This window comes from Acidithiobacillus albertensis, assembly GCF_001931655.1.
Taxonomy (GTDB): Bacteria; Pseudomonadota; Gammaproteobacteria; order Acidithiobacillales; family Acidithiobacillaceae; genus Acidithiobacillus; species Acidithiobacillus thiooxidans.
Genome location: NZ_MOAD01000001.1, coordinates 2,202,113 through 2,207,190, shown reverse-complemented (window position 1 = coordinate 2,207,190; position 5,078 = coordinate 2,202,113). Strand labels below are relative to the sequence as shown.

Annotated in this window: 5 protein-coding genes and 1 pseudogene; all 6 read left to right on the top strand. The window is 52.8% G+C overall.

Translation table 11 applies throughout. The features are described from left to right. Window positions 1–415, top strand: a pseudogene (locus BLW97_RS20040) (4Fe-4S dicluster domain-containing protein); the annotation flags it as partial. Window positions 416–433: 18 nt separating this feature from the next. Next, entirely contained in the window at window positions 434–1,777 is a 1,344-nt protein-coding gene (locus BLW97_RS11370) for a heterodisulfide reductase-related iron-sulfur binding cluster (RefSeq protein ID WP_024892996.1), read from the top strand. A 12-nt stretch (window positions 1,778–1,789) separates the two neighbouring features. Next, entirely contained in the window at window positions 1,790–2,845 is a 1,056-nt protein-coding gene (locus BLW97_RS11365; protein ID WP_010637279.1) for a CoB--CoM heterodisulfide reductase iron-sulfur subunit A family protein, read from the top strand. Further along, a complete protein-coding gene (locus BLW97_RS11360; RefSeq protein WP_075323210.1) occupies window positions 2,835–3,653 on the top strand; it encodes a hypothetical protein in 819 nt (272 codons plus the stop codon). The genes BLW97_RS11365 and BLW97_RS11360 overlap by 11 nt, the downstream gene beginning before the upstream one ends. Window positions 3,654–3,676: 23 nt before the next feature. After that, window positions 3,677–4,396, top strand: a complete 720-nt coding sequence (locus BLW97_RS11355) for a 4Fe-4S dicluster domain-containing protein (RefSeq protein ID WP_010637284.1) — start codon at window positions 3,677–3,679, stop codon at window positions 4,394–4,396. Further along, a partial coding sequence (locus BLW97_RS11350) for a CoB--CoM heterodisulfide reductase iron-sulfur subunit B family protein (RefSeq protein WP_075323208.1) occupies window positions 4,389–5,078 on the top strand: 690 nt, incomplete at its 3' end. The genes BLW97_RS11355 and BLW97_RS11350, both read left to right, overlap by 8 nt.

Here is a 5,078-nt window from a genome sequence, read left to right as displayed (position 1 = left end):
CGGTGGACTGGTCATGATCATGCGCGAAGTCTCCATTCGCCATGGTATGCAATCGGCCAAAGATGTGTTGCGCCCCTTTGGTCGCGTAATGCTCAAACTGATTACCACGGGTAACCAGCTTTCTCCTGACATGATCCAGCCCGATCATTTTCCGGACTGGGGCCCCAATATTCAGAAGGTTGAAGGAGATTTGCGGATTCTACGCAAAGCAATCCCGGTTCGCACGCTGCAAACGGTAGAAACGGCCTGGGAGGTTTCCCTGAAAACTTCCGTAGAAATGTACACCATCTGGGAAATGACGGGTGTGCTGAAGTCTCTGGAAACCATGGATGAAAACCTCTTTGATGTGATTGAGGATTTCATTGATGAAAAACGGGAAGATTATGAAGACTGGCTCGAGAGCCAGGAAGACTGACGGATCAAGGAGATCGTTATGAGCGACAACAGCACGCAGCAAGGATTAGCGGGGCACGGAGCTTTTTTTCAGGACACGAACTTATCGGCCAACGAAGCGGAAGCGGCCACGGCATGGGTACGTAGTCACGTAGACCGTCGCACCATGGACCTGGGCGAGCGTATGGACGACATTCGCGAGCACATGTGGGCACTGGAAAAAGAAGGTGAAATCATTGTTCACCGCATTACCGATGACCACAAGCCTATTGAAGTAGACACTCTCTATGGTTGGAAAAAGCGGGTTCCCACCAACCAGCTCTGGCATCACAAGAGCTGCGGTCAGTGTGGCAACATCCCCGGCTATCCCACCAGCCTGCTCTGGTTCATGAACCACTTTGGCACGGATTATCTGGACGAAACTGACCAGACCTCCTGCACCGCCTGGAACTACCATGGCTCTGGCATCGGCAATGTTGAATCCCTCGCCGCCGTCTTCCTGCGCAACTTCCATCAGGCCTATGTCTCCGGCAAGCAGCACGGCTATGAAAACGGCCACTTCTTCCCGCTGGTCCACTGCGGCACCTCCTTCGGCAACTACAAGGAAATTCGCAAGTATTTGATTGAATCAGCCGAACTGCGCGAAAAGGTCAAGAAGATCCTCGGCAAGCTCGGCCGTCTGGTCGATGGCAAGATTGTCATTCCCGAAGAAGTCGTGCACTACAGTGAATGGTTGCATGTCATGCGCAACCGCATTGCCAGCGAACTGCAGACCATCGACATGAGCAACATCCGGGTGACCACCCATGCGGCCTGTCACTACTACAAGATGGTGGCGGAAGACGCCATTTACGACAACAGCATTCTCGGTGGCAACCGCACGGCCGTCGGCACCTCGGTCGCCCAGGCGCTGGGTGCGCAGGTCATCGACTACTCCACCTGGTATGACTGCTGTGGCTTTGGCTTCCGGCACATCATCTCCGAGCGCGAATTCACCCGCAGCTTCACCATGAACCGCAAGATCAAGGTGGCCCGGGAAGAAGCCAACGCCGACGTCATGATTGGCATTGACACCGGCTGTATCACCACCATGGACAAGAACCAGTGGATCGGCAAGGCCCATGACATGAACTACAGCATCCCGATCATTGCGGACGTGCAGCTGGCCGCCCTGGCCTGTGGCGCTGATCCCTTCAAGATTGTTCAGCTCCAGTGGCATGCTTCACCCTGTGAAGATCTGGTGGAAAAAATGGGCATCAGCTGGGACAAGGCCAAAGCCGACTTCCAGGAATACCTCAAACAGGTCGAGCAGGGGAATGTGGAATACCTCTACAACCCCGAACTCGCCACTAACCAACATATCAACATGAAAGCGGGCGCTTAAGGAGAAAAATCAGTGAGTGCACAGGATACAGTATTAGTCGTAGGTGCCGGCCCGGCCGGTCTGTCAGCAGCTGCAACCATCGCTTCGATGGGCAAGAAAGCGGTCATCGTCGAGAAGGAAGATATTCTCGGTGGCGCCCCGATCATCTCTGGTTACGCCAAGCTGGTTCCCTCGGGTGAGTGGGCCAAGGACGCTATTGGTCGTATGGTCAGTCGGGTAGAAGGGGATGGCAATGTGGCTATCCACAAATCTACCAAGGTGACCACGGTTGAAGGGGAAGCCGGTAATTTTACGGCGACTCTGAGCAATGGTGAAAAGGTCGAGGCTGGATCCATTGTGCTGGGTACCGGTTTCACCCACTTTGACTCCATCAACAAGCCGGAATGGGGTTTTGGTACCTATGAAGACGTACTGACCACCACCCAGATGGAACAGATGGTTGGTACCGGTCAAATTACCTGTCCTTCGGATGGACGGGTGCCCGAGCGGGTTGCCATTCTGCTCTGCGTAGGGTCACGTGACCGTCAGATTGGTCGTGAATGGTGCTCCAAAATCTGCTGCACCGTTTCTACGAATCTGGCGATGGAAATCAAGGAAATTTCACCGAGCACCGACGTGTTCATTTACTACATGGACATTCGTACCTTCGGTCTTTACGAAGACAAGTTCTACTGGAAGAGTCAAGAAGAGTACAAGACCAAGTTCGTCAAAGCGCGTATTGCCGAAGTCACCAAATCACCGGACGGTCGTTTGCTGGTGAAAGGCGAAGATACTCTGGTCAAGCGTCCTATCGTGATTCCCATGGATATCGTGGTTCATGCTATCGGTATGGATCCCAATGCTTTGAATGCTGAAATTGCCAAGACTTTTGGTATTGGTCTCGAAAAACACGGCTTTATTGATCGTGCCGAGCAGTACACCAATAGCCAGGGAACGACGCGCAAGGGTATTTACGTGTGTGGCGCGGCTACCGGCCCGGAAGATATCGATACTTCGATTGCTCAAGGGCAGTCAGCTGGTTCACGAGCAGTAGCCGATCTCTTTGGACAGCAGAAAGTTGCCAGCTGATATCTACCAGCACAGGAACGAAGAACATATCGTTCCAGCCACGCTGCCCATTGAGCTCGACAAGGGCCTGCTCAATCGTTCTTTCTATGAACTGGAAGAAGCTTTTGAGGGACAACAGGGACTTGCCGATCTGGTGAGCAGCATGGCAGAAAAGACGGCAAGTTTTCGCCGTCTGCTACTGGAAGAACAGCAACCCCTGACCGAAACACAAATGGAACATCTCGTCGCGCAGATGTTTACGGCGCGACGGAAAATATGGCCGCTCATTGAGGAACAAGGTGCGGCCAAGGTTGGGGAGTTGATGCGCGATCTGCTCACCGGACACGGTGATTTGACGCAGCGCATGGCAAGATTCGAAGAGGCCTTGCCAGCTACCGGAAAAGTCAAACGCGTCATCAGGGATGTGGCTGCTGAAGTCCTGCACTTCAGCGATCCGGAGCGGTATCCTCTGATGACTCGCTGGGTCTGGGATCAAGGAACCACTTCCGGAGCCATTCGTGAGTTTATACGTGGTGGGGATTACCTCACGGATTTTCCTTTTGGCGAGAGTCCCGAAATGTTTGAGGGGCTGCGCCAGTGGATGCGTGAAACACTGCTGGAGTTGGGCGTATATCGTGATGTTCCCTACATGGTGGACATCATCCTCGCTCATCAGTATTCACAGTATGTACGGGCAATGGCAGAAGGCTTTTTGCGTTCGGACTTTGGCGGTCAGACCGACTTTACGGAGCAGATTCGTAAGTTGCTGGGTGTTGAAGTGCAGCGGCGGATGGGCGGGTCTCGCATCAAAAGAGACGACATTCATTGATGAATTAGGGTTTAGGAGCAGCTATGGCTATTCATGAAAAAACACTGATCGATCCAGATCGGATTTTACAGCACGACCATCTGGTAGTGGACGGAGTGGATGTTTCAGGGTCCTGGAACACGATGATTACTCCCCGTACGCTCACCGACTATGAAGAAAATTTCGAAAAAATTATTCAGAGCTACAGCGGTGGCGAGAATGTGCATCGTTGTTGGCAGTGCGGTTCCTGCACCAACTCCTGCACCATGTACGCCCAGAACGTGGACTTCAATCCGCGTTACTGGATTTATCTGATTCGTCTGGGCCTGAAGGCCGAGTTGATGAAAGATAAGGACATCATCTGGCAGTGCGTGTCCTGTAACAAGTGCACCAACATCTGCCCCAAGGACGTGCGTCCTGAAGGCGTCATGAAAGCCACCGCACACTGGATGGAAGATAATGGGCTGACCCCCAAGACCCTTTCCACTCACTTTGACGAAGAATTCACCCATCAGTGTATTGAGTTTGGTCGCATTGAAGATACCGAAGTCATGATGGGTTTTTACAAGCGTTCCAATCAGCCTCTGGTGCAGGCCTGGATTGTTGAGTTCGGAAAGCGGCTGTCCAAGGGGTTACCTTTGGGGCAGTTGGCGAAAATGGGTATGAACGTTGTTTTCCGTCCGAAAACCAAGTCCTGGGGCAAGACCGGAGAAGTACTCGCAGAATATGTGAAAGCACAGAAGGAGGCTGCTCATCATGGCTAAGGTTGCATATTATCCGGGTTGCGCGCTGGAAGGTTCCGGCGGCCCCTACGACAAGTCCACGCGCGTTCTGGTCAAGGAACTTGGCCTGCAGATGGAAAACCTCGAAGACTACAACTGCTGTGGTGCCATGGAAGTGAAGAATATTCACCCCATGCTGCAGACTTACATGTCCGCACGCAATCTGGCCATTGCCAGCAAATTGCAGGGTTGTGATACGGTGATGGCCCCTTGCAACGGTTGTTACCGCAATCTGAAGCAGACGGAATATGAATGTGCCACTTCCGAAGAGACCATGAAGACGGTTCAGGATCTGGCCGACAAATCCGGCGATCCGGTATACGACGGTGATGTACGGACGTTGCATGCTCTGGAATGGTTCATGGAAGAAGTCGGTCCTGATGGCATCAAGAGCAAGGTCAAAAAAAGTCTGAACGGTTTGAAAATTGCTAACTATTACGGCTGTATGTATACCCGTCCCCGGCAGATCTTCCCGGAAAAGGACCAGGGTCCCGGCTCTGAATCCAGCTATGCACCGCATTTTATGGACGACCTGCTCAATGCAGCGGGTGCCGTAGCCGTAGACTTTCCCTTGAAAACCGCTTGCTGTGGTGGTGCGCATACGCTTTCTGATTCGGATACCTCCACGCAGTTGGTGTTGAACATCCTCCAGGCAGCCGAAGAT